Source organism: Rubrivivax gelatinosus (genome assembly GCF_004340905.1).
Taxonomy (GTDB): Bacteria; Pseudomonadota; Gammaproteobacteria; order Burkholderiales; family Burkholderiaceae_C; genus Rubrivivax; species Rubrivivax gelatinosus.
On the sequence record NZ_SLXD01000010.1, the window covers coordinates 36761 to 61529 of the forward strand.

General features: G+C 72.8%; 19 protein-coding genes. 7 read left to right on the forward strand and 12 right to left on the reverse strand.

Going from position 1 to position 24769, the window contains the following annotated elements:
* Positions 1-21: 21 nt before the first annotated feature.
* Complete coding sequence (locus tag EV684_RS15695) at positions 22-540, reverse strand: hypothetical protein (RefSeq protein ID WP_132648233.1); 519 nt, start codon at positions 538-540, stop codon at positions 22-24.
* 154 nt (positions 541-694) lie between these two features.
* On the opposite strand from EV684_RS15695, the gene EV684_RS15700 reads away from it, so the two are divergent.
* Genes EV684_RS15700 through EV684_RS15715 form a run of 4 tightly spaced genes read left to right on the forward strand, consistent with a single transcriptional unit; the run spans position 695 to position 5789 of the window.
* Positions 695-2089, forward strand: a complete 1395-nt coding sequence (locus EV684_RS15700) for an undecaprenyl-phosphate glucose phosphotransferase (RefSeq protein WP_242478507.1) — start codon at positions 695-697, stop codon at positions 2087-2089.
* Positions 2090-2118: 29 nt separating this feature from the next.
* The gene (locus tag EV684_RS15705; RefSeq protein ID WP_132648234.1) at positions 2119-3330 is read left to right on the forward strand and encodes a porin family protein; all 1212 of its coding nucleotides are present in this window, start codon (positions 2119-2121) and stop codon (positions 3328-3330) included.
* Between the two features lie 3 nt (positions 3331-3333).
* Entirely contained in the window at positions 3334-4350 is a 1017-nt protein-coding gene (gene galE, locus EV684_RS15710; protein ID WP_132648235.1) for a UDP-glucose 4-epimerase GalE, read from the forward strand.
* Complete coding sequence (locus tag EV684_RS15715; protein ID WP_132648236.1) at positions 4347-5789, forward strand: mannose-1-phosphate guanylyltransferase/mannose-6-phosphate isomerase; 1443 nt, start codon at positions 4347-4349, stop codon at positions 5787-5789. The genes galE and EV684_RS15715 overlap by 4 nt, the downstream gene beginning before the upstream one ends.
* Positions 5790-5831: 42 nt before the next feature.
* Here EV684_RS15715 and EV684_RS15720 read toward each other — a convergent pair whose 3' ends face one another.
* Positions 5832-7160 (reverse strand): UDP-glucose dehydrogenase family protein, encoded by a 1329-nt coding sequence (locus EV684_RS15720; RefSeq protein ID WP_132648237.1) that lies wholly within the window; start codon positions 7158-7160, stop codon positions 5832-5834.
* Positions 7161-7338: 178 nt separating this feature from the next.
* Here EV684_RS15720 and EV684_RS15725 point away from each other — a divergent pair, with 178 nt between their 5' ends.
* Entirely contained in the window at positions 7339-9552 is a 2214-nt protein-coding gene (locus tag EV684_RS15725) for a beta-galactosidase (RefSeq protein WP_132648238.1), read from the forward strand.
* A 1-nt stretch (position 9553) separates the two neighbouring features.
* Here EV684_RS15725 and EV684_RS15730 read toward each other — a convergent pair whose 3' ends face one another.
* Positions 9554-10486, reverse strand: a complete 933-nt coding sequence (locus EV684_RS15730) for a sulfotransferase family protein (protein WP_165908508.1) — start codon at positions 10484-10486, stop codon at positions 9554-9556.
* Between the two features lie 478 nt (positions 10487-10964).
* On the opposite strand from EV684_RS15730, the gene EV684_RS24550 reads away from it, so the two are divergent.
* Both EV684_RS24550 and EV684_RS15740 read left to right on the forward strand, forming a co-directional pair.
* Positions 10965-13823 (forward strand): right-handed parallel beta-helix repeat-containing protein, encoded by a 2859-nt coding sequence (locus tag EV684_RS24550; protein WP_132648240.1) that lies wholly within the window; start codon positions 10965-10967, stop codon positions 13821-13823.
* Between the two features lie 37 nt (positions 13824-13860).
* On the forward strand, positions 13861-14667 hold the full coding sequence (locus EV684_RS15740) for a WecB/TagA/CpsF family glycosyltransferase (protein WP_132648241.1): 807 nt from the start codon (positions 13861-13863) through the stop codon (positions 14665-14667).
* Here the strand turns inward: EV684_RS15740 and EV684_RS15745 are convergent.
* From EV684_RS15745 to EV684_RS15785, 9 genes are read right to left on the reverse strand one after another with little or no spacing between them, the layout of a single operon-like run.
* A complete protein-coding gene (locus EV684_RS15745; protein ID WP_132648242.1) occupies positions 14653-15873 on the reverse strand; it encodes a glycosyltransferase in 1221 nt (406 codons plus the stop codon). The genes EV684_RS15740 and EV684_RS15745 overlap by 15 nt on opposite strands.
* Positions 15874-15878: 5 nt before the next feature.
* Positions 15879-17153, reverse strand: coding sequence for a glycosyltransferase (locus tag EV684_RS15750; RefSeq protein WP_132648243.1), 1275 nt, complete (start codon positions 17151-17153; stop codon positions 15879-15881).
* Positions 17146-18090 (reverse strand): polysaccharide pyruvyl transferase family protein, encoded by a 945-nt coding sequence (locus EV684_RS15755; protein ID WP_132648244.1) that lies wholly within the window; start codon positions 18088-18090, stop codon positions 17146-17148. Before EV684_RS15755 ends, EV684_RS15750 begins: the two co-directional genes overlap by 8 nt.
* Positions 18091-18116: 26 nt before the next feature.
* Positions 18117-19247, reverse strand: coding sequence for a glycosyltransferase family 4 protein (locus EV684_RS15760; RefSeq protein ID WP_132648245.1), 1131 nt, complete (start codon positions 19245-19247; stop codon positions 18117-18119).
* Positions 19244-20725 carry a hypothetical protein gene (locus EV684_RS15765; protein ID WP_132648246.1) on the reverse strand — a complete coding sequence of 494 codons (1482 nt, stop codon included), beginning with the start codon at positions 20723-20725 and terminating at the stop codon, positions 19244-19246. Before EV684_RS15765 ends, EV684_RS15760 begins: the two co-directional genes overlap by 4 nt.
* The gene (locus EV684_RS15770) at positions 20725-22248 is read right to left on the reverse strand and encodes a hypothetical protein (RefSeq protein WP_132648247.1); all 1524 of its coding nucleotides are present in this window, start codon (positions 22246-22248) and stop codon (positions 20725-20727) included. Before EV684_RS15770 ends, EV684_RS15765 begins: the two co-directional genes overlap by 1 nt.
* Positions 22245-22946: an exosortase-associated protein EpsI, B-type gene (gene epsI / locus EV684_RS15775; RefSeq protein ID WP_132648248.1), complete on the reverse strand. Its 702-nt coding sequence runs from the start codon at positions 22944-22946 to the stop codon at positions 22245-22247. Before epsI ends, EV684_RS15770 begins: the two co-directional genes overlap by 4 nt.
* Positions 22943-23845, reverse strand: a complete 903-nt coding sequence (gene xrtB / locus EV684_RS15780; RefSeq protein WP_243651183.1) for an exosortase B — start codon at positions 23843-23845, stop codon at positions 22943-22945. The genes epsI and xrtB overlap by 4 nt, the downstream gene beginning before the upstream one ends.
* Before the next feature lie 13 nt (positions 23846-23858).
* Positions 23859-24764 (reverse strand): polysaccharide biosynthesis tyrosine autokinase, encoded by a 906-nt coding sequence (locus tag EV684_RS15785; RefSeq protein WP_132648249.1) that lies wholly within the window; start codon positions 24762-24764, stop codon positions 23859-23861.
* Positions 24765-24769: the final 5 nt, after the last annotated feature.

Here is a 24769-nt window from a genome sequence, read left to right on the forward strand (position 1 = left end):
GTGGATCCGGGAGACGGAAGTTCAGCGCGAACGCGGACGCGCGCGGCCCAGGCCCTGCACCGCCGTCCGCAGCGCGTGCGCGAGCGCCGACCCCAGGCGATGCAGCTGCTGCGCGACGACCGGGCCGAAGAAACGCTCGAGGTCGGCAGCGACGTCCCAGCGCAGGTTCTGCATCAGCCAGTTGACGTCACCGGCGAGCTGGGCGTCGCCGTCGATGGCCACCGGCGGCAGCTCGCCGCCGAGCGAACGCGCCAGCAGCAGCGCCGGGTTGGCGGCATCGACACGCAGCGCGAGGTCGCAGGAGGCGGGGCGGTCCAGGCCGCACCATTCGAGCAACCCGGCGGGCGTGATGCGGAAGGCGAGCACCGGCGGGGGCGGCAGCAGCGACGGCCAGGCGCTGGCCGCCAGCTCGAGCGTGCGGCCGGCGTGCGGCTTGAGGCGATCGGTGGCGACCGATTCACTGGACAGCACGTGGTTGATGACCAGCGTCAGCCGTTCCAGCACGGCCGGAGCGAGCAGGCTGTTGAGGGTTTGCAGCATCGTCGCATTGTAGGCAGCGGCCACCCGGCACCGATCTTGCGCCGTTGCAGCTTGCGACGCGTATTGGCGGCCGGGCCGGGTAAAAGATGCCGGTCTGGGCCTTCGTGCCCGTCGCCTGGCCCCCTTTTCGACGGCAAGGCCTTCCGGCCCACGAATGTTCGAAGACCGAAGCACCAAACGCATCTTCTACAGCGCTCCGCAGTCCGTGACCTCGATGGTCGCGGCCTTCCTGGAGCCGACCCTCACCGTCGGGGTCTATCTCGCAGCCGCCACCTGGTTCGACGAGCCGGTGCTGCGCGCGGACCTGACGCTGTGCCTGCTCGTGTTCGCCCTCACCTTCCCGGGGCGAAACCGCTTCGGCGACCGGCCGCTGAACGCGGCGGTGGACATCAGCGTGTCGTGGGCCAGCCTGCTGGTGATCCTCGCCCTGTGCGGCTTCGCGACGCGCAGCCTGTCGTTCTTCGACCCCGGGGTCCTGGCGGTGTGGGCCGTCCTGACGCCGACGCTGCAGTGGCTGGCGTTCTACGGCGGGCGCAAGCTCACGCGCCGCGTCGCCGCGCTGCCCGAGAACCGGCGCCATGCGATCGTCGTCGGCGCCGGGCCGCTGGGCGTGAAGGTCTCGCACGCGTTCCAGGCGCGGGGCGACATCGGCCTGTCCTTCCGGGGCTATTTCGACGACCGCTTCGACGAGCGCATCGACGCCGACGCGGCCACGCAGCGCCTGGGCGGGCTGGCCGACGTCGCCGCCTACGTGCGCGAGCACCGCGTCGACGAGGTCTACATCACGCTGCCGCTGGGCTCGCAGCCGCGCATCGTCGCGCTGCTCGAACAGCTGCAGGGCACGACGGCCTCGCTGTTCTACGTGCCCGACGTGTTCGGCATCAGCATCATCCAGGGCCGGCTGATGGACATGAACGGCGTGCCGGTGGTCGGCATCTGCGAGACGCCGTTCACCGGCGCCAACATGCTGGTCAAACGCGTCAGCGACATCGTGCTGGCCTCGGCCATCCTGGTGCTGATCTCGCCGATCCTCGCGGTGCTGGCCGTGGGCGTGAAGCTCAGCTCGCCAGGCCCGGTGATCTTCCGCCAGCGCCGCAACGGCCTGGCCGGCGAGGAGATCGTGGTCTACAAGTTCCGCTCGATGCGCTCGATGGACAACGGCCCGGTCGTCAAGCAGGCGACCAAGGACGACCCGCGCATCACGCGCTTCGGCGCCTTCATCCGCCGCACCTCGCTGGACGAGCTGCCGCAGTTCGTCAACGTGCTGCAGGGCCGCATGAGCATCGTCGGCCCCCGCCCGCATGCGGTGGCGCACAACGAGCAGTACCGCGAGATCATCAAGGCCTACATGGTGCGCCACAAGGTCAAGCCGGGCATCACCGGCTGGGCACAGGTCAACGGCCACCGCGGCGAGACCGACACCGTCGACAAGATGCGCGCCCGCGTCGAGTACGACCTCGAGTACCTGCGCAACTGGTCGCTGGGGCTGGACCTGCAGATCATCGCGCGCACCGTGAAGCTGGTGTTCTTCGACCGCAACGCGTACTGAGCCGCCCGCCGACCCTTCCGGAGACGACCATGGCCCCACACCGCCTGCTGCCGCTCGCGTTCGCCTTCGCCGCCTGCGCGGCCGGCGCCGAGACCAGCCCGTACTACCTGGGCGTCGCGCAGAGCCTGACGCACGACTCGAACCTGCTGCGCACGCGCGACGGCGAGGCGCCACCCGACGGCCGCAGCCGCAGCGACACCGTCTCGAACACCTCGCTGGTCGCCGGCATCGACCAGCCGATCAGCCGCCAGCGGCTGCACGGCAGTGCCACCGTCAGCGCCACGCGCTATCGCGACAACGACGACTTCGACGGCACCACCTACGCGCTGGACCTGGGGCTGGACTGGGAAACCGCGGGCCGGCTCTCGGGCGAACTGAGCACCCAGGCGGCGCGCACGCTGCGCCAGGACGTGCGCACCGCCGAAGGCGACGCGCTCTCGCAGGCGAACTACGAGAACTCCCGCCAGGCCGACTTCGTCGCCCGGCTCGGCAGCGTCACGCCGCTGACCTTCGAGCTCGGTGCCGGCGTCAAGGCCGTCGACTACTCGGCCGACTCGATGGCCTTCCGCGAGTACCGCCAGCGCCACGCGCTGGCCGGCCTGCGCTGGCGCCCGGGCGGCAGCACGAGCTTCGGCCTGGGCGTGCGGCGCACGCACAGCGAGTATCCGCACCTGTTCGCCGGCCTGCTGGCCGACCCCGAGGACCGCCGCGACCGCGACGCCGTCGACTTCAGCATCGGCTGGGCGCCGGGCGGCAGCAGCAGCCTGGATCTGCGTCTGAGCCGGGCGCGCACGCGCCACGAAGTGCTGGACTATCGCGACTTCAGCGCCACGTCGGGGGCGCTGGTGTGGAAGTGGGATCCCGGCGGGCGCACGCGCATGGACCTGCGCCTGGCGCGCGACGAGGGGCAGGACTCCGAGGTCCAGACCTCGGTCTTCAGCCGCACGACGGACTCGCTGCGGCTGCAGGTGCAGCACGAGCTGACCGGCAAGGTCGCGCTCGACGCCCGCGTGCTGCTGTTCCGGCGCACGCTGCGCGGCTCGCCGCTGGCCATCGACGTGGCCGAGGGCCGCGACAGCGGCAGCCACGTCGGCCTGGGCGCCCGCTGGCAGGCCACGCGCGGCCTGACGCTGGCCTGCGACGCCAGCCGGGAGCGCCGCGGCAGCAACTCCGACGCGCGCCTGAGCAGCGCCTACCATGCGACGGTGCTGGGTTGCTCGGCGCAACTCGTGCTGCAATAAGCCATGGCAACCATCCTCCTCACCGGTGCGACCGGCTACATCGCCTCGCACACCTGGCTGGCCCTGCAGGCCGCGGGCTTCGACGTCGTCGGCGTCGACGACTTCTCCAACAGCTCGCCGGTCGTGCTCGAACGGCTGCACGAGATCGGCGGCAGGCCGCCAGTCTTCGAGCGCGCCGACGTCTGCGACGCCGAGGCGGTGGACACCCTCTTCCGCCGCCACCGCATCGACGCCACGGTGCACTTCGCGGCCTTCAAGGCGGTCGGCGAGTCGACAGCCAAGCCGCTGGAGTACTACGCCAACAACATCGGCGGCCTGCTGACCGTCTGCCGGGCGATGCGCCGCCACGGCAGTTCGCGCTTCGTCTTCAGCTCCAGCGCCACCGTCTACGGCGATCCCGAGTCGCTGCCGATCCGCGAGGACTCGCGGCTCACCGCGACCAACCCCTACGGCCAGACCAAGCTGATCGGCGAGCAGATCCTGCGCGACCTCGGCGCCGCCGACCCGTCCTGGCAGACCGCCTGCCTGCGCTACTTCAACCCGGTCGGCGCGCACGAGAGCGGGCGCATCGGCGAGGACCCGCGCGGCATCCCGAACAACCTGATGCCCTACGTGACGCAGGTCGCCGTCGGCCGGCGCGAGGCGCTGCAGGTCTTCGGCGACGACTACCCGACGCCCGACGGCACCGGGGTGCGCGACTACATCCACGTCTGCGACCTCGCCGAAGGCCATGTCGCGGCGCTGCGCCGGCTGCTGGAGACGACGGGCTCGTTCACCGTGAACCTGGGCACCGGCCGGGGCTACTCGGTGCTCGAAGTGGTCGCCGCGTTCGCTCGCGCCAGCGGCCGTGCGATACCCTATCGGGTGGTGCCGCGCCGGCCCGGCGACGTGGCGGCCTGCTACGCAGACCCCTCGCTCGCCCGTGACCTGCTCGGCTGGGAGGCCCGCCACGGCCTGGACCGCATGTGTGCGGACAGCTGGCGCTGGCAACAGAACAATCCTCGGGGTTTCGAAGCATGAGCATCTCCGTCCAGCCGGTCGTCATGGCCGGCGGCTCGGGCACGCGGCTGTGGCCGCTGTCGCGCGCCGGTTATCCGAAGCAGTTCCTCGTCCTGTCGGGCGCCACCAGCCTGTTCCAGCAGGCGGTCGCACGGCTGCAGGCGCTGGGCCAGGGCGGCATCAAGGCCTCGGCGCCGCTGGTCGTCGGCAACGAGGAACATCGGTTCCTGGTGCTCGACCAGCTGCGTGAACTCGGCCTCGATCCGGCGGCCGTGCTGCTGGAGCCGACCGGCCGCAACACCGCCCCGGCGCTGACGCTGGCGGCGCTGCAGGCGCTCGAAGGCGGCGCCGACCCGGTGCTCGTCGTCACCCCGGCCGACCAGACGCTGGCCGACGAAGCCGCTTTCGCCGCCGCGATGGGCAGCGCGATCGAGGTCGCGGCGCAGGGCGCGATCGTCATCCTCGGCATCACGCCCGACCGGCCCGAGACCGGCTACGGCTACATCCGAACCGAACGCAGCACCGGCGCGCGTGTCGTCGCGCAGTTCGTCGAGAAGCCCGACGCCGGGACCGCGGCACGCTACCTCGCCGACGGCGGCTACTTCTGGAACGCCGGCATGTTCGTGCTCAAGGCCAGCGTCTGGATGGCGGCGCTGGAGCGCTGGCGGCCGGACATCGCAGCGGCCTGCCGCGCCGCCTGGGCGGCACGCAGCGCCGACCAGCGCTTCGTGCGCCCAGGCAAGGCCGAGTTCGCCACCGTGCCGGCCGAGTCGGTGGACTACGCGGTGATGGAGAAGTGCCCCGGCAGCGGCCAGGACATCCGCATGGTCGAGCTCGACGCCGGCTGGAACGACCTCGGCGCCTGGGAAGCCGTCTGGCAGGTCGCGGCCAAGGACGAACACGGCAACGCCGCCGTCGGCGACGCGATCGTGCGCGACAGCCGCGGCACGCTGGTGCACGCCACCAGCCGGCTCGTCGGCGCCGTCGGCCTGGACAACGTCGTCATCGTCGAGACCCCCGACGCGGTGCTGGTGGCCGACCGCGAACGCAGCCAGGAGGTCAAGCAGATCGTGTCGCAGCTGGGCAGCCAGTGCCGCGGCGAGCACACGCTGCACCGCAAGGTGCACCGCCCCTGGGGCTGGTACGACAGCATCGACTCGGGGCCGCGCCACCAGGTCAAGCGCATCATGGTCAAGCCGGGTGCGTCCCTGAGCCTGCAGATGCACCACCACCGCGCCGAGCACTGGATCGTCGTCAGCGGCACCGCCGAGGTGACGGTGGGCGAGAAGGTCATCCTGCTGAGCGAGAACCAGAGCACCTACATCCCGCTGGGCGAGACGCACCGGCTGCGCAACCCCGGCAAGCTGCCGCTGGAGATCATCGAGGTGCAGTCCGGCAGCTACCTCGGAGAGGACGACATCGTGCGCTTCGAGGACACCTACGGGCGCACCGCCGGCTGATCCGGCATGGGCCCGGCACCGCGCCGGGCCCGACGGCCGGGGTCAGGCCCCGGCGCGGCCGATCGCGCGGTACTCGAAACCGAGCGACTTCATGTAGGCCGGGTCGTAGAGGTTGCGGCCGTCGAAGATCACCGGCTGCTTGAGCGCCGCCTTGATGCCGTCGAAGTCGGGGTTGCGGAACTCCTTCCACTCGGTGACGACGACCAGCGCGTCGGCACCGGCCAGCGCCTCGGCCTGCGTGGTGACGAACTCGATGCCCTGCAGGCCGTCCATCACGCGGCGCGCCTCGTCCATCGCCACCGGGTCGTAGGCGCGCACACGCGCGCCGCGCGCCAGCAGCGCCTCGACGATGACGCGGCTGGGCGCCTCGCGCATGTCGTCGGTGTTGGGCTTGAAAGCCAGGCCCCAGAGCGCGAAGCTGCGGCCGGCGAGGTCCTCGCCGTAGCGCGCGACGATCTTGTCGACCAGCACCAGCTTCTGGCGGTCGTTGACCGACTCCACGGCCTCGAGCACCTCCAGCCGCATGCCGTTCTCGCGCCCGGTGTGGATCAGCGCCTTCACGTCCTTGGGGAAGCAGCTGCCGCCGTAGCCGGTGCCGGCGTAGAGGAAGTGGGTGCCGATGCGCGGGTCGCTGCCGATGCCCTTGCGCACGCTCTCGATGTCGGCGCCGACCTTCTCGGCCAGGCGCGAGAGCTCGTTCATGAAGCTGATGCGCGTGGCCAGCATCGCGTTGGCGGCGTACTTGGTGAACTCGGCGCTCGGCAGGTCCATCACCAGCAGGCGGTCGTGGTTGCGCATGAACGGCGTGTACAGCGCGCGCATCAGCAGCACCGCACGTTCGTCGTCGGCGCCGACGACGATGCGGTCCGGGCGCATGCAGTCCTCGACCGCCGCGCCTTCCTTCAGGAACTCGGGGTTGGAGACGACCGAGAACTCGATGTCGACGCCGCGCTCGGCGAGCACCTCGCGCACCGCGTCGCGCACCTTGGCGGCGGTGCCCACCGGCACCGTGCTCTTGTCGACGATGACCTTGTGGTCGGTCATGTGGCGGCCGATGTTGCGCGCCGCGGCGAGCACGTACTGCAGGTCGGCCGAGCCGTCCTCGTCGGGCGGCGTGCCGACACCGATGAACTGCAGCGTGCCGTGCGCCACGGCGCTCGGGATGTCGGTCGTGAACTGGAGCCGGCCGGCGGCGACGTTGCGGCGCACGATCTCCTCGAGCCCGGGCTCGTGGATCGGGATCCCGCCCTCGTTGAGGATGCGGATCTTGCGTTCGTCGACATCGAGGCAGACGACGTGGTTGCCCATCTCGGACAGGCAGGCGCCTGTGACGAGGCCGACATAACCGGTACCGACGACGGTGACTTTCACTCCGGGCTCCTGGGATCTTTCGCGGCCGCGATTATGGTCGCCGCGCCGGTCGCAGGCTTGCGCCGACACCGACTTTGCGCACGGATGACGCCAGGCCGGACAGGTCGTCACACGGCACCGGGGCGACGGCCCGATAGTCCGGCTCGCGGCGCCTTCGCGCCCGTGGAGGACGTGCCCGATGCCCTTGCCCCCTTCGCGACGGCCGCGCGCCGCAGCCGGCCTGTTGCTCTGGCTGGCCGCCTGGGGCGCCTGCGCCCAGGACGACTGGCCGGCGCTTCGCGACGTCGACCTGCAGGTGCGCGCCGGCAGCGCGCTGGACTTCAGCGCCCTGGTTCGCGAGGGCCCGGCCGGCCGCGACGGCTGGGTGCGCGCCGATGCCCAGGGGCGCCTGCGCTTCGAGCGCGTCGAGGAGCCTCAGCGTTTCCTCTGCGCGTCGATGGTGTTCAACCCCGACAACGGCGGCGTGCCCGACAAGGACGAGGCGCGCGCGCTGGCCGCGCAACTCAGGCGCACCGGCTACAACCTGGTGCGGCTGCACTACGTCGACGCCCATCTGATGACGCGGCGCACGCGCGACTTCGACTTCGATCCGGAGCAGTTCGACCGTCTGCAGTACCTGATGTCCGAGCTGAAGGCCGCCGGCATCTACTGGCTGGTCGACGGCCTGACCTCGAACAACGCCGCCTACGGCGACGCGCCGGCCAACCGCTACCAGTCGCGCCACCACGCCAAGTGGGACGTGCTGACCGGCGACGCCGGCTTCGAGCACTGGGCCACGGTCGTCGACCGCCTGTGGGGCGTGCGCAACCGCTACACCGGCACCGTGCCGCTGGCCGACCCGGCGATGCTCGGCGTCATCCTCGTCAACGAGGGCGAGGCCGACTTCATGGCCGCGGCCGAGCGGCGCGCGCGCTACCCCGAGGCACTGCAGCCCGCGTTTCGCACCTGGCTGCGCGAGCGTTACGGCAGCGACACCGGATTGCGCCGGGCCTGGGGCGCACAAGCCGGCCCGGCGGAATCGCTCGACGCGGGCATCGAGATGCCGGCCGACGCGCGCGGCGCCGGTGCCCGTGCGCGCGACTTCGCGCGCTTCATCACCGAACTGCAGCAGCGGGCCTTCCGCCGCATGGACGAACACGTGCGCGAGCGCGGCTTCAAGGGCCTGACGACCGGCTACGACAGCTGGAGTTTCTACGGCGGCGATCTCACGCGCCAGGCGCTGGCGACGATCGACATGCACGCCTACCAGGGCGTTCCGACGCGCCACGGTCAGGCCGGCTCGCAGCTTCGGCAGGACAGCCTGTTCGACAACGGGGCGCGCATGGTGCGTTCGCTGGCGGTCGCGCGCCAGTGGGGCAAACCGATGATCGTCTCCGAATACGGCCAGCCGTTCTGGAACCGGCACCGCCATGAAGCGGCCGCGCTCGTGCCGGCCGTGGCGGCGCACCAGGGCTGGAGCGCGCTGTGCCAGTTCGGGGAGACGCCGATCCAGCCGCGCTACGAGGCTTCGCGCTTCTCGCGCCGCAGCGCGATCTATCCGTTCGGCATCGGCGCCGACCCGGTCGCCCGCGCCGGCGAGAGGCTGGCCGCGCTGCTGTACCGGCGCGGCGACGTCTCCGCCTCGGCGCACCGCGTGCGGCTGCGCCTGGACGCCGAGGCGGTGTTCGAACGCGGCCTGTGGCGCCAGCAGGTGCCCGAAGCCTTGAGCAGCCTGGCGCTGGTGGCGCCCATCGGGCTGGACTTCGGCAGCCCGGCGCGTGCCGCGGCCGGAGAACTGACGCTGCCGCTGGCCGTCGGCGAACGCGCGGCGGACGATGCCGGGGCACTGCGAGACCCGCTGGGCGCGCTGCGCCGCGCCGGCGTCGTCGCGCCGGACAACGCCTCGCGCCCGCCGTCCCGCGTCTTCGAGAGCGATACCGGCGAACTGCGCTTTGACGCGCCGGCGCGCCGCATCGTCGTGAACACGCCGCGCAGCGCCGCCGTGGTGCTCGACGGCGGTTCGGCGAGGGCCGGGGCGCTCGAGGTCCGCGACGCCAGCGCGCCGGCACTGTTCGCCGCCGCGTCGCTGGACGGCCAGCCGATCGTGCGCAGCCGCCGGCTGCTGCTGTGGGCCGTGACCGACGCCCTGAACACCGGCATGCGCTTCAGCGACGCGCAGCGCACGACGCTGCAGGCGATCGGCAGCTTCCCGCCGCGCGTGCAGCCGGTGGCCGCGACGCTGCGCCTGCACGGGCTGGCAGCCGCCGGCCTGAAGGCCTGGCCCCTGGGCCTGGACGGCCAGCGCCGCACGGCGCTGCCGCTGCGCGGCGTCGACGGCGGGGTCGAACTCTCCATCGACACCGCGCGCCTGCCCGAGGGCCCGGCGCTGTTCTTCGAGATCGCCGCCGAGTGAGTCAGGCCGCGCGTGGCGCCGCGGGCGGCGTCACGTCGGCGCCATAGCCCATGCGCAGCATCGTGCGCCCGGCGTGCTGCATGAAGAACTCCAGCTGCGAGGCCGACAGCTCGCGCCGCCAGCGCTCGTCCAGCCGCAGCTCGTGGCGCGGGCGGAAGCGGATGTCGTTGCCGTTGACGTTGTGGTGCGGCGCGGAGAACTCCAGCGCCGAGGGCTCGAACGGCTCGCCAAGAAAGCCGCAGACGCGGGACATCGTCTCCTGCGGCCGCGTCACGAGGTCCTCGTAGCGCACCGTGAGCAGCTGCCCGGGCCCGACGTAGCGCTCGAACAGCGGCAGCGCCCGGTCGTAGTGGTGCTGCCAGGCGTGCAACGCCGCACGCGGCGCGAAGCCGTGGCGCAGGAAGCTGGCGTAGACGGCGCGGCCGTCGCGCACGAGATTGATGACCCGGCAGCGTGCCCCCAGCAGCCGGGCGTGGTCGACGGCCACCAGGTACGGCTTGGACGAGTTCACCAGCACGCGCTTGCCGCTGCATTCGGCGACGTCGTCGTACAGCTCGAGCGTCTGCTCCAGGCCGCGGCGGTACACCGGCTCGGCCAGGCCGAGTGCCGGAACGCCGGCACGCAGCTGCAGCCAGCGCCAGCCGTGGCTGGCCGCCCGCGCCAGGCGGAACGCCCGGCTCGCGTGCTGGGAGTGCGCCATCCAGCCCAGCCGGATGTCCCCGGGCGGGCGGCCGTGGCGCTGCGACCAGCGTGCCAGCACGCGCGACCACAGCGGGCACTCCAGCAGCGACGCGCCGCAGGTGCAGGGCGAGCCCAGCGCGATCTCCCCGGGCATCACCATCAGCTCGCCGAGCGACTCGGCGTAGCTCAGGTTGCCGATCATCATGTCCAGCAGCGTGGAGCCGGAATGCCCGGCCGAACTGATGAAGACCACGGTCGGAGCGTCAGCGCTCTGCAACTTCTGTGGCCTGGTTTGAGCCGGGGCATGCGGGCGGGCGTTGTCGGGGCGCGCGGGCGTGCTCGCGGGATATGCCATCTGCTTCTCCTGATATGCGCAAAGCGTAGATCGCGCAGCGCTGCCGACCTGAGCCAAAACGTTTCACCTCGCCGCCGGAAGCCTTCAGCGGCCCAGGGACATCGGCACCGGCTCGCCGCGCCGGCCACCGCGATCGGTGCCCGCGACGCACGCTGCAACTCGTGACTTGACAAGCCGCCTGGGCCACCGCCGGGACGCGACGCCATGCCGTCGTTACCGCGCGTCACGGTTGCTTACGGCGCCCTCGCTCACGCGGCGCGGTGCACAGACCGAAACCGAAGACGTGCCCAGCTGAACGAGCTTGCGGCGCAGACCGATCCCACATCCCCACGACCCGCCCACTCCTGAGCGCGGGCCGTCAGTTTCAAGGCTCCCCGTGAACACGCAGTCCTCTCGCGGCCTGGCCGCCCTCTCCCCCCTGGTCCTCGCCCTCCTCGCCGCCTGTGGCGGTGGCGGCGGCGGCGAAGCCGAGCCGTCCTCCGAAGCCGCGACCCCCGCGCCCGAAGCCGCGGCCCCGCAGCCCGCAGCCCCTGAGCCCGCCGCCGACGACACCACGCTCGACAAGACCTACGGCGCGGTGATCGCCGACACGGCGGTCATCGCGGGCGAAGGCACCGGCCGCGTCTTCTACGTCGACGCACGCAGCGGCAAGGACGCCAACGACGGCCTGAGCCAGACCAGCGCCGGCAGCGGCAAGGGGCCGTGGCAGACGCTGGCCAAGGTCAACGCCAGCGTGCAGCCCGGCGACACGGTGCGCCTGGCCTGCGGCTCGTCGTGGAACGAGACGCTGCGCCCGGCGAAGTCGGGCAGCTCCGCGGCGCGCATCACGTTCGCCTCGTACCCGGCCGGCTGCTCGACGCCGGCGGCGATCGACGGTGCGAACTACATCGCCACCAGTGCCTGGACGCGGCACGCCGGCAAGGTCTACAAGACGACGCTGGCCCTCAAGCCGACGCAGCTGCTGTCGACGGCCGGCGCGATGACCTGGGCGCATCACCCCAACCGCGGCTTCGACGCCAGTGCGCCGAACTCGGTCTATCTGCGCAACGCGGCCGACGCCAACAGCGTCGTCTCCGGCGGCAGGACCGGCAGCACGTTCGTGACGACCGGCAGCGACCTGGTGCTGCCCTCCGGCGCGTCGATCGCCGCCGGCACGACGATCCGCATCCGCCCCAACGCCTGGTCGATGGACGAGACGACGGTCGCCTCGGTCAGCGGCACGCGGCTGACGCTGTCGGCCGCCACCTCCTACCCGGTGAAGAAGGGCTGGGGCTTCTACCTCGCCGGCCAGATGTGGATGCTGGACTCCGCCGGCGAGTGGTACTGGGATCCGCTGACCAAAGTGCTGTACGCCTGGATGCCCGACTCCGGCAGCCCGGCCGCCAACATGCGTGCGACGACGCGCGAGGTGGGCATCAACCTCGACTCGCTGGCCTACGTGACGATCGACGGCGTCAACCTGCGCAACACCGGGACCGCCGTGTCGGCCCGCTCCGCCAAGTACGTGGTGCTGCGCAACATGCGCATCGAGGACATCGCCGGCATCGGCATCGACGTCTACAACGCCGTCGGCGCCTCGGTGACGAGCAACGTCATCGCACGCACCGAGCGCGACGGCATCGCCGGCACCGGCAGCCAGAACCTCACGATCAGCGGCAACCGCGTCGTGCAGGCCGGCGTGCTGATGTCCGGCAGCACCGTGCTCAGCCTGCCGCGGCGCACGCTGGGCGGCATCTCGGCGGGCACCGGTGCCGTCATCACGCAGAACACCGTGGCCGACACCGGCTACAACGGCATCACCTTCGCGTCGGCGACGCAGGCCTCGTACAACACCGTGACCGGCGCCTGCACGACGCTGGACGACGGGGCGGGGATCTACACCAGCGGCAGCGGCAACAACAGCACGATCGAGGGCAACGTCGTGACGGACGTGCGCGGCGCGCCCGACGGCAAGGGCTCGAGCACCGTCGTCAGCGAGGCCAAGGGCATCTACCTGGACGAACACACGACCGGGGTGCTGGTGAAGGGCAACACCGTCGTCAACGCCGACCACGGGCTGAAGGTCCACATCTCCTCGCACAACCATCTCGTCGGCAACACGCTCTACGGCAACCGGCGCAGCCAGATCATGTTCCACGAGAACGAGAACTCGACGCGCGCCAGCGGCGACGTCTACGACAACGTCGTGCAGGGCAACCGCGTCGTGCCGACCAGTTCCGACGCCACCGGCTTCCTGCACGAGACGACGATCGCCAACACGACGCTGTTTGCGCAGTACGACGCCAACGTCTACTACGACCGGCTGTACTCGCGCATCGGCACCGAGAAGACGCCGTCGAGCGTCGTCGAATACGGCATCGGCGCCTGGCAGGCCGCCACCTACCCCGACGGCAGCGCACGTGGCCAGGATCAGACGGCGATCGCGGCGTCCTCGGTCAACTACGCCACCGCACGCATCGCCGGCGCCACGCTGGTGCCCAACGGCAAGCTCGCGAGTTCTCTGGACGGCTGGGCGGCCTACAACGACGGTTCTCCCAAGGGCACGCTGACAAGGGAAAGCTGCGAACGCGGCTTCTGCGCCCGCTACGTCGCCGGCGGCACGCCGGGGCTGGTGTCCACGCCCTACTTCTCGGTCACCAAGGACCAGTGGTACCGCATCAGCGTGGACGTCCAGGGCGCCTACGACGGCCAGATCCTGAACCTCGTGCTGCGCCGCGGCGGCGGCGGCAGCAACGGCTACGAGCCGCTGAGCGCGCTCTATGCCTACGTGCCGATCTCGCGCGGCTGGACGCGGCTGAGCTACACCGTCAAGGTGACCCAGAGCGTGCAGGCCAACGACCCGGTGACGCTGGACCGCGGCGCACGCATCGACTTCGCCCAGATCCAGCCCGGCCAGACGCTGTCGATCGCCAACGTCGAGATGGTGCCGGTGACGCTGTCGGAGGCCAGCTCGCGCACCGAGATCCTGGTCAACACCACCGGCTCGGACGCCTCGCTCGAATGCCCGACCACGTCGTCCGCCCCCACGCTGTGCGGGCAATTCTTCCGCCTCGGTGACAATGCCGCGGTGACCTGGCCGCGGGTGCTCGGGCCGCGCTCCAGCGAGGTGATCTTCACGCTGGATCGCTCGCTGATCGACAGCGACCGCGACGGCATCGCCGACAGCCAGGACCTGTGCACCGACACCGGCACGGGGTCGAGCGTCAACGCCTCCGGCTGCTCGCTGAGCCAGTGAGGCGCGGGCGGCGGCCCGCCGGCCCGCGAGGACCGACATGCCCCACCGCCCCGAAGATCATGCACCGCCCTGCCCGCCGGCACAGCGCCGGCGCCAGGCGGTGCTCGGCGTTCCGATCGACGCGCTGTCGCCGGCCGAGGCCCTGGACCGCGTCGCGGCCTGGGCCGACGCCGGCGACAGCCGCTACGTCTGCTTCTGCAACGTGCACTCGGTGGTCACCGCCTCGCGCGACGCCGCGTTCGGCGCCGTCGTCGCCGGGGCCGACCTGGCGGCGCCCGACGGTGCGCCGGTCGCCTGGGCGATGCGCCGCGCCGGCCTGCCCGGCCAGCGCCGCGTCAGCGGGCCGGACTTCATGCTCGAGTACCTGCAGGCCGCGGCCGGACGCGGCGAGCCGGTCTACCTCTACGGCGGCAGCGAGCAGACGCTGCAGCGGCTGGTCGAGCGCCTGCACGAACGCCTGCCGCGGCTCGTGATCGCCGGCACCTGCTCGCCGCCGTTCCGGGCCCTCAATGCCGACGAGGAGGCGGCGATCGTCGAGCGCATCAACGCCTCGGGCGCGCGCACGGTCTGGGTGAGCCTGGGCTGCCCCAAGCAGGAGCAGTGGATGGCGCGCCATCGCGGGCGCATCGGCGCGGTGATGCTGGGCGTCGGCGCGGCCTTCGACTTCCATGCCGGCACCATCCAGCGTGCCCCGGCCTGGATGCGCCACGGCGGTCTCGAATGGCTGCACCGGCTGCTCAGCGAGCCGCGGCGGCTGTGGAAACGCTACCTGGTGACGAACACGCTGTTCCTGGCCGGCGTCGCGCGCCAGGTCTGGCGCGGCGACCGCTCAGCCACCGGCTGAACGCCGCGCCAGCCGCCGGTAGCCCTCGTAGACCGGCTCCAGCACGCGCGCCGGGCGGTAGGCCTGCACCGCGGCGACGGCCGGCGCGCCGCGGTAGTGCTCGCGGCGCTCCAGCGCACGCGCCAGCGCCTGCGCCAGCGCCTCGGGCGTATGGGCCTCGCAGAGCTCGCCGTTGACGCCCGGACGCAGCACGCGCGCGACCTCGCCGACCGGCGTGCTGACGGCCGGCAGGCCGCAGGACAGCGCCTCCAGCAACGCCATCGGCATGCCCTCGTAGGCCGAGGACAGCGCGTACAGGTCGCTGGCCGCCAGGATGCGCGCGATCGCCGCCGGCGGCCGCATGCCCAGGAAGACGACACGATCGCCGATGCCGGCCTGCGCGGCGCCGCGTTCGAGCTCGGCGCGCAGCACGCCGTCGCCTACCACCAGCCACTGCAGCCGCTGGCCGGCCGCGGCCAGACGGGCGACGGCATGCAGCATCAGCAGCGGGTCCTTCTGCCGGTCCAGCCGGCCGACCGTCACGACCCAGGCCGCGGCCGGGTCCAGCCCGTCGGCGGCGGCCAGTTCCGCTCGCAGCGCCGCACGCGCCGCGTCGTCGGCGGGCACGAAGGTCTCGTCGTCGACCCAGGTGGGCACGAAGCGCAGCACCTGGGCCTTCTCCGGCGTGCGTTCGCGCATCGCGCGCACGCCCTCCTCGCGCACGCACCAGCCCGAGTCCAGCGCACGCACGACGCGGCGCTCGAGACGGAAGTACAGCGACGGCAGGCGGCGCCAGAGGATGTCGGCCGCCTGGTGGCGGATGACGCCCATGTCCTGGTGGAAGAAGGCGTTCTTCGGCCGCGGATCGGCCAGGAACAGCAGCGCCGGCTCGATGCGGTGGAACTCGAAGACGTCGAAGCCGCGGCGCAGCGCGCGCCCGTGCGCCAGCAGCCCCGAGACGTAACGCAGCGACAGCGGCACGCGGGTGCGCTGGCCGGCCGAGGCCACCCTCACCACCGGAAAGCAGCGCAGGGCCCGGCGGCCCAGGTCGCACTCGGTCCAGCGCCCCAGCGGCCGCGCCGCGGTGTCGGTGGACATGCCGACGAGTTCGAACGCGAGATCGTCCGGTGCCCACTTCGCCAGGCCGCGGATGAAGGTGTCGACGCCGCCGGGCACGACGCCTGCGGGGTCGGCCGGGTAGAAGGTCCGGATGACGTGGGGTTTCAAGGCGCTCAGCCCCCGCGCTCGCCGAGCGTGCGGCCGGCTGGCAGCGCCGCCGCCGCGCTGCCGACGCCCAGCGCGGCGTAGGCCGCCGCCACGTCGCGTGCGATGCGGCGGTAGTCGCGATGGCGCTCGACCCAGCGGCGGCCGGCGTCGGCCATCGCCGCCCGCTCCTGCGCCGGCAGCGCCAGCAGCTCGAGCACCGCGGCCGCGAAAGCCTCGGGCGTGTAGGGCACGCAGCGGCCGGCCCCGCAGGCGGCGATGACCGCCTGCTGGTCCGGGTTGTCGTTGCAGACCACCGGCAGGCCCAGGGCCAGGTACTCCGGCACCTTGGTCGGCGAGGCCGAGTCGAGCAGCGGGCCACGCGGGAACGGCGACAGCGCGACCTCCGCGGCCGCCAGCCGCGCCCAGCCCTCGGCCGTCGGCAGCCAGCCGGCCCAGTCGATCGCCGCGTCGACGCCGAGCGCCTGCGCGCGCTGGCGCAGCCAGCGTTCGTGCACCGCGTCCTCGGTGCCGCCGACGATCAGCAGCCGCGCCTGCGGCAGGCGCTCGCGCACCCTGGCCAGCATCTCGAACAGCCGTTCGATGCGCCGCGGACGGTCCAGCGACCCGAGGTAGCCGATGACACGCACGCCGTCGGCGCGCGGCGCCGCCACCCCGCGCAGCGCGGCCACGGCCTCCAGGTCCACGCCCATCGGCACCGGCGTCAAACGCTGCCAGGGCACGCCCAGCGCGTGCAGTTCCTCGCGCATGCGCTCGGACTGCACGAAGACATGGTCGGCGCGGCGCAGCACGACGTGGCGCAGCAGCGCCCGGCCGACGAGGCCGCTGGCCATCGGGTAGGCCCACTTCATCCAGCCAGCCGACAGCCCGCGCTCGCGCGCCAGCGCGATCTGGCCCTCGGGCATCGGGTAGGACATCCAGTAGTACACCGGCAGCTTCTTCCAGGCGCCGACCGCCAGCGCCAGCGTCGCGACGACCGGCAGGTCGCGCACCTGCAACGCGGCGTAGCGCTCGCGCCGGGCGCCGCCCAGCGCACGCAGCGCGTGCCAGAAGGCGCCGAGCCGGCGCCGGGCCGTGCCGGCGGGCGCCGCACGCAACAAGGCCGCGCCGCCGCCCCAGGGCGGCGGCGGCGGCCGGCCCTCGTGCAGCGCGACGAGGTCGGACTCCAGCCCCAGGCGCGGCAGCGCGCGGCCGAAGAGAACCGCGACGTCCTGGCGGAAGGTCGGCCAGCTCTCGGCGACGACGTAGAGCAGCCGGCGCGAGACGGCGCGCGGCTCAGCCATGGGCCACCGACAGCGGGGAGGCGGCCGCCGCCGGGCGGTGCTCGGCGAAGCGCGTGCGCGGGAAACGCGTGCGCATCGACAGCTCGTAGAGCGCCCGGTTCTTGCCGTAGTCGTTGTCCAGCAGCACGACCTCCTTGTCGAGCAGGCTGGCGCCGATGCCCACGTGCAGCCGGTCGGTGACGACACGATCGGCGGCCTGCAGCACGCGCAGGAAGTCGCCGGCGACGAGTTCGGCCTCGCCCGGCGCGTCGAAGTACGAGCCGTAGCAGGCCGACAGGTCCAGCCGCGGATCGGCGCCGGCATGGCCGGCGGACTCGACGTCCACGCGCAGGATCTGCAGCGTGCCGTCGACCGGGCGGATCGGCCGCAGGCGCCAGCGCCAGTGGCCGTAGGCGCGCGCGCGCGACGGCCTCGACAGCAGCTGCGCGAAGCGCGCCAGCCGGCGTCGCGGCGACAGCAGCCAGTCCGGGTCCAGCAGCAGCGCCAGGTCGTCGGCCAGGTAGGCGCGTGCGGCCGGGGCGTGACGGCGCACATGCGCGTAGGTCTCCAGGTCGCGGCAGAAGACGTGGAAGCGCGCGTCCAGGCGCTGCAGCAGGTCCTCGTGGCCGCGGATGGTGTGCGGCAGCAGGACGAAGACGTCGAAGGGCGCGGCCATGCGCGCCTCGATCGCGCGGCGGGCGTTGTCGTAGCGCGGGATCAGGTTGCCACCGCCGGGATAGAGCACGGCGTCGCCGCGGCGCGCCGGGTCGGGCCGCACGACGCGGCTGGCCAGGCCCAGGCGTTCGAACACCTGCCAGGCGCCGGCATTGATCAGCGCGTCGCCGGCATTGCCGGGGTTGGCGATGAACTCGATGCGCCGCCGTCCGCCCAGCAGCGTGGCGAGCAGGCGCTGGAACTCGGCGGGCGACAGGCGGGCGGGGTCTTGGGTCGGGTTCATGAGGTCCTTTCGGGGTCGTGCCCGGGTCAGGCGGCGTCGAGCGCCTCGAGGAACTGGGGCTCGATGGCCTGCCAGCGGAAACGCGCCCCGGCGTGCGCTGCCGCGGCCGACAGCCGCGCCAGCGCCGACGCGTCGGCGGCCAGGCGCGCGATGGCGTCGGCAAAGCCTTCGGGCGCGTAGTCGAAGATCAGGCCGTGCACCCCGTCCTCGACGTAGTCGGTGTGGGTGCGGATGCGGCTGGCGAGCACCGGCAGCCCGGCGACGAGGTACTCGAAGAGCTTGGTCGGCGGGTTGAAACGCCACCACACGCGGTCCCTCCAGAGGCAGACCCCGGCGTCGGCGGCGGCCAGCAGCCCGGGAATGGCGTCGCCCGGCACCCGGCCCAGCACCGTCAGGGCCCCGGCGATGCCGAGCTCGCGTCCGCGCGCCAGGCAGAAGGCCTGCTCGGCCGGCCCGGCGCCGACGAGGGTCAGGGTGCAATCGATGCCGGCGCGGCGCGCCAGGGCCAGGCCCTCGAGCATCACGTCGCGGCCGCGGTCCTCGGCCACGGTGCCGGTGTAGATCAGCGCCAGCGGCCGGCCCGGCACGCGGGCCGGGGCCCGCGCGGCGGCGGCGGCGAAACGCTCGTGCACGCCCATGTGCACGAGGCGGCAGCGCGCCGGGTCGACGCGGCGGCGCAGCAGGTCCTCGCGATGCGCCTCGCCGATCGGCATCACGGTGCCGGCACGGCGCGCGCCGGCGAAGGCCGCGCGCACCAGCACCGCGTTCGCCAGCCGCGACAGCGCGCCCCAGCGGCCGCCATGGAAGGTGTGCGTGGGGTGCTCGTTCCAGTACAGCGCGGTGCGCGCCGGGTCCAGGCCCCAGGCGGCCAGCGCCAGCTGCGCGCCCAGCAGCAGCACGCGGTCGGGCACGTCGCGACGCAGCAGCCGCGCGACACGCCACTGGTAGCGCAGCAGCGAGCGCGTGCCGCTGCCGGACTCCTCGACGATACGCAGCGTCAGCGGCAGATCCTGGAACTCGGGCACGAAGCGCGCGCTGCGCAGCACCAGCGTGGTGTCGAAGCGCCGCGCCAGGCACTCGATGCGGTAGCGGAAGTCGAGGAATCCCGGCTGGTGGTCGTAGAACCAGGTGACGACGCAGACACTGGGCCGGCTCATGCGGCATGTCCTTTCAAGCCTTCTCGCAGGCGTTGCAGGTCGACGCCGCGCCACGCACGCGCCAGGCGCGACGCCGCGACGTAGGCGACGGTGGAGGCCGAGGCGCCGCAAGGCAGCGCCCAGGGCGCGGCGAGCGCGCGCAGCGCCAGCTCGCCGGCGCCGAAGGCCAGGCCGCCGGAGAGCACGAACAGCAGGTCCTTGTCGACGCGCCAGACGCCCAGCGCGCAGCGCCAGCCGCGCAGGCGCAGCCCGGCCCACAGCAGCACCGAAGGCAGCACCGAGACCACGATGACGCCGGAACCGCCCCAGCGCAGCGCCGCCCAGGCCAGCAGCGGCAGCGCCGCCAGCGTGACGACGCCGTAGATGCGCGTCAGCGCGGGCATCTCGCCGAGCACGTTGGCGCTGATGAACAGGCCGCCGCTGACGCCGCGCACCGCCAGCGCCGCGAACATCAGCGCCGCCAGCGTGCCGCCGCCGGCGTACTTGCCCGCGGTGAGCGCGCCGATCGCCTGATCGCCGAAGGCCAGGCACAGTACCGCGACCAGCGCCAGCAGGCCGAAGTTGGCGCGGCGCAGCAGCTCCACCTGGCGCGCCACGGCGGCGTGGTCGCCATCGACGGCATAACGCCGGATCAGCGCCGGCTCGACGGCGTTCTGCAGCAGCTGCAGCGGCAGGTACTGGCGCGTGCGCTCCATCAGGTTCATCAGCAGCGCGAACAGCGCCGTCTCCGCGGCCCCCGCGGTGGCGCCGACGATCAGCGTCGCGGTCGGCCCCTGCCACGGCAGGCCGAAGAGGTAGGACAGGTAGTTGGTCCCCGAGGCCGCTGCCAGGGCACGGATCGGCGGCGCCTCGTAGCGCGGGCCTCCCGCGGCCGGCAAGGCCGCGGCCAGCGCCGGGCGCACCGCCAGCCAGCGCACCAGCCCGGTCTGGACGAGGTTGCCGGCGATCGAGATCACCAGCACCGCCTCGGCCGACAGGCCGCCGGGGCCCAGGTGCACGGCCCAGGCCGCGAGCAGGCGCACCGCGAGCATCGTGGTCGTGATGCGCGCCTGGGCCTCGAAACGCAGCAGCGCGTTGGCGGTGGCCGAACTCAAGTCCGCCTGCACCTGGGTGGCCGTCAGCAGCGCGACGAAGGCCATCGACTCGAGCGGCCCGAGCGCGCCGCCCGGCGCGCCGGTCACGGCGACGATGGCCGCAGCCACCGGCGTCGCGACGGCCAGCCGGGCCGCCAGCGCCCAGCGGCCCAGGCGCAGCACCTCGGCGCTGGCACCGGCCAGATGCGCCAGCGGCAGCTGGCGATAGAGCACCCGGTCCACGCCCAGAGAACCGACGACGGTGGCCACCGCCATGGCCGCCATCAACACCGAGTAGGAGGCGAACTCGGCCACCGGCATCCAGCGCGCCAGCAGCAGCACCTGCAGCAATCCGATCACGCCGGCGAGCAGGCGCGTCGCCGCGAACCGTCCGAGCGACGCCATCAGGGCTGGCCGGCGGCCCGCCGGGCCGGCCCCGTGCGCGCACCCGTCCAGGCGCGGCGCCAATGCAGCGCGAAGCCCAGCGCCAGCGCCAGCATCAGCTGCATGCCGGCGTCGTCGTGCAGCGAGCGGTTGTAGACGAGCAGCGAGAGGAAGACCAGCACCACCGCCGCGAAGGCGTCGGCGGCGACGCGGTCCTCGGGCGGCAGGGCCGAGGACCGCGAGGCCCGCGCCAGCGTCCAGGCCAGGCTGGCGAGCAGCCCGGCGAAGGCGGCCAGCCCGAGCAGGCCGACGTCCCACAGCAGCAGCGCCGCGCCGGTGGCGGCGATCGTCAGCGGCGCGTAGCGCTGCGCCACCTCGCCCAGGCCGCCGGTGGCCGAGACGCGGCTGGCGCCCGGACCCCAGCCGACCAGACGGTGCGGCACGTCGTTGTGGCGGTCGGCTGCCCACAGCGCGATCGACGCGCCGCGGCTGATCTGGCCACGCGAGTAGTCGATGTTGCGGGTGTCGAAGAAGTAGCCCATCTTCTCGACCAGGTCCGCGTTCGACCGGTGCTCGATCTTCTGCCAGTACAGCGCGGCATAGGCGGTGAAGGTGCCGGCCACCAGCACCGCGCCCAGCGCCAGCGCGATCACCGCGGTGGCAAAGCTGGTGAACACGCGCCGCCGCAGCACCCAGAACAGCACCAGCGGCAACCAGGCGAGCACCGCCTTGACCTCGCCGGAGAGAATGATCGCCAGCCCGACCGCCCAGTACAGCAGCAGCGAGCCGAAGCCGGCGCGCCCGCGGTCCCACAGCGCGAGGCGGTAGGCCATCACGAGCAGCGTGAACGCGACCAGCGTGGCATTCGCGCCGCCGGCGTCGATCAGGCCGCCGAAGGTGCCGACCACCGCGTCCATGCCCGTCGTCAGCGCGTCGTGGCGGCGCGGCACGATGACGAAGTGCTGGTACAGCACCACCGGCAGCTGCACGAAGAACACCACCTGCAGCACGCGCCAGACCAGCGGCGCGAAGCCGGCGCGCCCCGCGCCCAGCAGCACGATCGCCGCGGCGACCCAGATCGGCAGGGCGTTCTTCAGCCCGACCACCACCTGCACCAGCGGCGGCAGGTTCACCAGCGTCGCCAGCGCCAGCGCGACGCAGTACAGCAGCAGGAACAGCACCGGCGCGCTCGACCAGGGCGAGGCCGGGCGCGGGCCATGGCCCGCCGGTGCCGCTGCGCCGGCCACGGCGCGCGCGGCCAGCAGCAGGCACAGCAGATACGGCAGCCAGGCGGCCTGCGGGAACCGCAGGAAGTAGCCCGCCGTGCCCTGCGCGACGAAGGTGACGAGCAGCAGCACGACGGTGAGCACCGGGATCGGCAGCATCAGCAGCATCGCCCCCAGCAGCAGGCCGGCGATCAGCATCCCGCCGAGCCAGAAGCCCGAGGCGGCGAACAGCGCGATCGCCAGCACGAGCAGCAGCACCAGGCCGCCACCCAGCACGAGAGGCAGCACCGGCACGCCGGGCCAGGCGAGCGCCCTCATTGCCCCAGCAAGCCCTGGCGATGCGCCTCGGGCACGGCGGCGAGCAGCTCGCGCACGAAGCGGTCCTGCAGCTCGAAGCCGGCGCGCGGGTCCTCGGAGATCGAGGAGACGCGGAAGATCAGCCCGTCGGGAACGTAGCCGCGCAGGCCGAACCGCAGCTGCGCGATCTTGGCCTGCCACTGCGTCGTCGCGTGGCGCCCGCCGATCACCATCCAGTAGGTGACGGGCTCGCGCCGCGGGCCGATCGTGGCCTCCAGGCGAGTCACGGCGTGCGGCGTGCCGGCGTAGTCGACCGCCTCCTGGCCGAAGGAACGCACGCCGAAGCCCTGGCCGCGGTAGCAGCCCTCGGGCTGGTGCACGCGCATCGTGTCGTTCTGGCGCCGGCCGTAGGCCACCGACAGCATGATGCGCCGGCCCTCGCGATCGACGTAGGTGCGGGCCAGCGTGTCGCTGTAGATGCGGTTGATCGACGCCAGCAGCGTCGGGTCGGGGATCACCGGGCGCACGCCCGGATCCAGCGACCAGCTGCCGAAGCGTTCGGGGATCGCGGCCTCGAGCTGTACGCTGGCGAAGAGCGCGATCTCCTGCCGCGGCCGCATCCAGGCCGCCGCCGCCGAGACCAGCAGCGCCAGCGCGAGCAGCGCCGCCGCGTGCAGCAGGGGCCGGCGCGGTCGCGGCGCCGCGAGGGCCGCGCTCACGCCCGCCTCCGCCCGCGCAGCAGCATCGCCAGCACGCCGTCGACGAGCAGGATCAGCAGCAGGGCGGTGACGAACAGCAGCATGCCCGCGAAGCCATGCATGAAGCCCTGCCCCGCGGCGTCGCCGAAGTAGAAGGTGATCAGCGCCAGCACGATGACGCGCATGACATTGGCGATGAAGCTGATCGGCACGATCAGCAGCGCCAGGGTGACGTTGCGCGCCATCGACTGCGAGCGCACCAGGTTCAGGTACAGCAGCCCGATGGCCTCGAGCGTGAACAGCGTGTGCAGCCCGGCGCAGGCGTCGGCGACCAGCAGCTGGTACTGGCCGATGTGGATGATGACGCCCGAGCGCCCCACCGGATAGCCGAACCAGAACAGCAGCTGCGTGGCGACCTGCGAGACGGCCATCTTCATCGGCTGCGTCAGCGCGTCGACGACGCTGGACGGCAGCGGCACCATGAAGAGCATGAAGAACAGCGCGAACGCGATCGCACGCAGCTGGCGCGGGCCGCGCAGCATCAGCACGCTGCCGGCGACCATCGGGATCAGCGAGCCGACCTCCAGCAGCAGGATGTCCTGCGAGCGGCCGAGCGCATAGGCGGCGCCTGCGGCCAGCAGCAGCGCCCAGGCCAGGCCCGGGCGCGGAGCCGCCGCGCCCGGGCCGAAGAGCACGGCACGCTGGCGCCAGATCAGCCAGGCCGACAGGCCGAGCACGATCGGGCCGTGGCCCTGCTCGTCGCTGGCCCAGATCGTGCCCGCCAGCCCCCAGAAGGTGGGCAGGTACAGCAGCGCGAGCGCGGCCGCGACCAGCAGCCAGGCGGCGGCATCGGGCACGCGGCCGCCCTCCGGCGGGCCGGCGAGCAGGCCCGGGGCGGCGGAGCCGGTGGCGCTGGACACCTGGCCCCGCCCGTCAGAAGGTGTTGAAGACGACACCGGCGACCGCCGCCGTGCCGTCCTGCAGCGTGCCGACCAGCGACTGCAGCGCCGCCACGCGCGAGGTATTGCGTCGTGCCAGGACCAGCGCCGCGCCGCAGCGCGCGGCGATCGCGATGCTGTCGCTGCCGTAGCAGGCCGCCGGCGTGTCGACGATCACGTGGTCGAACTTGGCGACGAGTTCGGACATCAGCAGCCGGAACGCCGGCCGCTCGACGAGTTCGGTCGGGTTCGGCGGCGTCGAGCCCACCGGCAGCACGAACAGGCTGTCCACCCCGGGCGCCATCTGCACGACGTTGAACTCGGCGCGCCCGGCCAGGATGCCCGACAGCCCCGCCTGGTTGTCCAGGCCGAAGACCTCGTGCTGGCGCGGGTGGCGCAGGTCGGCGTCGATCAGCAGCGTGCGCGCGCCGGTCTGCGCGAGCACGACGGCAAGGTTGGCGGCGAAGAAGGTCTTGCCGTCCTTGGAGTCAGGGCTGACGACGGCCAGCGCGCGGCGCGGCTGGCCGTCGGCAAACAGGCGCATCAGCAACTGGCTGCGCAGCGAGCGGAAGCTCTCGGCCTGCACGCCGAAGGGCTGGTTCAGCGCCACCAGTTCAGGGCTGGTGTCGCGCCGCTGCTGCGGCGCATACGGGTAGTGGAACTGCTGCGCCAGCGCGAACATCACGTCGTCGTGGCTGGCCAGGCCCAGCGCCACGGCGGCCTCGCCGAAGCGGATGCCTTGCTGGCGCTGGTAGACCAGCACGCGGTCGATCTCCTCGCTGCTGAGGCTGCGGGTCTCGGCGATGATGCTGCCGATCGAACGGTCGAGCACCGCGTTCGCGGAAGCGTCCTCCAGCAGGCGTTCGCCGCTGAAACGCGGGGGAGTCTTGAGCTTTTCCATCTGCG